The following is a 2,293-nucleotide window of genomic DNA, read 5'->3' on the forward strand; positions in this document are numbered from 1 at the left end:
TGCTCAACCGGCGCGGCGGCGCGCGGGGCGGTGGCCGAGATGCTGGCCCGGCCGTCGGGCGTGCTGGCCGTGCTGGCCTGCGACCTGGACGGCTTCAAGGCGCTCAACGACGAGTACGGCCACGGCTTCGGCGACGACGCCTGGTCGCGGTCGCCCGGCGGCTCACGGACGCCGCGGGCGACGCGGTGGTCATCCGTCAGGGCGGCGACGAGTTCGCCGTCCTGGCCGTCGTGGAGCACGCGTCCGAGGCGGCCGACCTCGCCGACCGCGTGGTCGCCGCGTTCCAGGACAGGTGCGCATCGGCACGGTCCTGACGACGTGGGCCTGAGCGCGGGCGCCACCGCCGCGCCGCTGGCCGACCGTCACCGAGCTGCTGGCCACCGCGGACGCCGCGCTGCTGACGGCGAAGCGGGCCGGCAAGGGCCGCTTCCACCTCGCCCCCGCCTGACCCGCTCGGCCGGCGGACGCCCGTCGCTCAGTGCACCTGGCGCTCGTGGCCCTCCCAGAACGGCTGGCGCAGCTTGAACTTCTGCAGCTTGCCCGTGGCGGTGCGCTCGAGCGCGTCGCGGAAGTCGATGCGCTTGGGGCACTTGTACCCGGCCAGGTGCTGGCGGGTGTGGGCGATGAGCGCGGCGTCGTCGACCGGCTCGGCGTCGGGGTCGAGCACGACGAGCGCGGTGACGAGCTCGCCCCACTTCTCGTCCGGGATGCCGATGACCGCGACCTCCTGCACCGACGGGTGGAGCATGAGGGCGTCCTCGACCTCGATCGAGGAGACGTTCTCGCCGCCGGTGATGATGACGTCCTTCTTGCGGTCGGCGATGGTCAGGTAGCCGTCCTCGAAGGTGCCGCCGTCGCCGGTGTGGAACCAGCCGCCGGCCTGCGCCTCGGCCGTGGCCTCGGGGTTGTGCCAGTAGGCCTCGAGGTTGTGGTTGCTCTGGGCCAGCACCTCGCCGGAGTCGTCGACCATGATGCGGACGCCCACGGCGGGGGCGCCGGCGCGGCCGAGCAGCCGGGCCTGGGCCATCGGCTCCAGGTCGTCCCACTCCTCGCGCATGCGCGACATCGTCAGCAGCGGCGCGGTCTCGGTGAGGCCGTAGATCTGGATGAACTCCCAGCCCAGGTCGGCGCGCACCTGCTCGATCGTGCGGGTCGGCGGGGGAGCACCGGCCACGACGATGCGGACGCGGTCGCGCCCGGGGACCTCGCCCTCCCAGTCCTTGGCCGCGGCCAGCACGGACGCGACGACGGCCGGGGCGGCGCACAGGTAGGTGACGCCGTGCTCCTGCACGCGGCGCAGGATCTCGGTGCCGTCGATCTGGCGGATGACCACGTGCTTGACGCCCATGCCGGTGGCGCTGAACGGCTGGCCCCAGCCGTTGGCGTGGAACATCGGCAGCGTGTGCAGCAGCACGTCGCGGTCGTTGACGCCCAGCTGCCAGCCGAAGACGGTCGCGTTCACCCACAGGTTGCGGTGGGTCATCTGGACGCCCTTGGGCCGGGCGGTGGTGCCGGACGTGTAGTTGATCGTGGCCGTCGCGGCCTCGTCGGGCTCCCACGGCCGCGGCTCGGTGCTCGGGCCCCAGATCTTGTCGTCGTCCTCGCCCAGCACGAACACGTGGGGGGCGGTCACGCCCTCGTCGAGCAGGTGCCGCACGGCCGGGTCGACCAGCAGCACCTCGGCGCCGGAGTGCTCGACGATGTACCGCACCTCCGGCGCGGCCAGGCGGAAGTTGACCGGGACCAGGACGCGCCCCCAGCCCGAGACGCCGAAGAAGCTGGTGAGCAGGCGGGCCGCGTTGTGCGACACGATCGCGACGCGTCCGCCCACGGGAACCCCGAGCTCGTCGAGGGTCGCCGCCTGGCGCCGGGCGCGGCGGCCCATCTCGGCGTAGGTGATCTCGCCCCACGACTCGGCCGGCTGGTCGGGCTCGTCGACGACGGCGACGCGGTCGGGGTAGACGGTCGTGGCGCGGTCGAGGAAGTCGCGGACGGTGAACGGGAAGTACATGCTGCCTCCGGGACGGTGAGGGATGGGCCTGTGACGGCCGTCACGTACCATTGAGCCAGCCGTCCAGCGCCCCTGCCACCCCCGAGAAGGTGTGATCCGTGCCCTCGCCCAGCCCGACGCGCGACGACGCCGACGCCCTGCGCACGTGCCTGCGGGGGCCTGCGCGACGGCGCTGCCGGTGCCGCTGTTCCTTCGCGGGCCTGGGCGACGCGGAGGCCGCGGTGCCAGACCGAGCTGCTGGGCCGACCGCACGTCCGGGCTGCGCAACCTGCGCGTGCGCCG

2 protein-coding genes are annotated in these 2,293 nt (G+C 73.7%); one reads left to right on the forward strand and one right to left on the reverse strand.

All coding sequences use genetic code 11. The features are described 5' to 3' along the window. Positions 1-39 precede the first annotated feature (39 nt). Positions 40-525, forward strand: coding sequence for a diguanylate cyclase domain-containing protein (locus AC2W7G_RS14115; protein WP_485868992.1), 486 nt, complete (start codon positions 40-42; stop codon positions 523-525). Here AC2W7G_RS14115 and AC2W7G_RS14120 read toward each other — a convergent pair. Next, a complete protein-coding gene (locus AC2W7G_RS14120) occupies positions 476-2,011 on the reverse strand; it encodes an AMP-binding protein (protein WP_485868991.1) in 1,536 nt (511 codons plus the stop codon). The two genes, AC2W7G_RS14115 and AC2W7G_RS14120, sit on opposite strands and share 50 nt — an antisense overlap. Positions 2,012-2,293: the final 282 nt, after the last annotated feature.

The sequence above is a fragment of the Aeromicrobium sp. PFPM2_SD2 genome, from assembly GCF_057364525.1.

What these genes read in the sequence shown, in the direction of transcription:
- AC2W7G_RS14120 (WP_485868991.1), bottom strand. Translation starts at nt 2,011, where the DNA reads ATGTACTTCCCGTTCACCGTCCGCGACTTCCTCGACCGCGCCACGACC.
- AC2W7G_RS14115 (WP_485868992.1), top strand. Translation starts at nt 40, where the DNA reads ATGCTGGCCCGGCCGTCGGGCGTGCTGGCCGTGCTGGCCTGCGACCTG.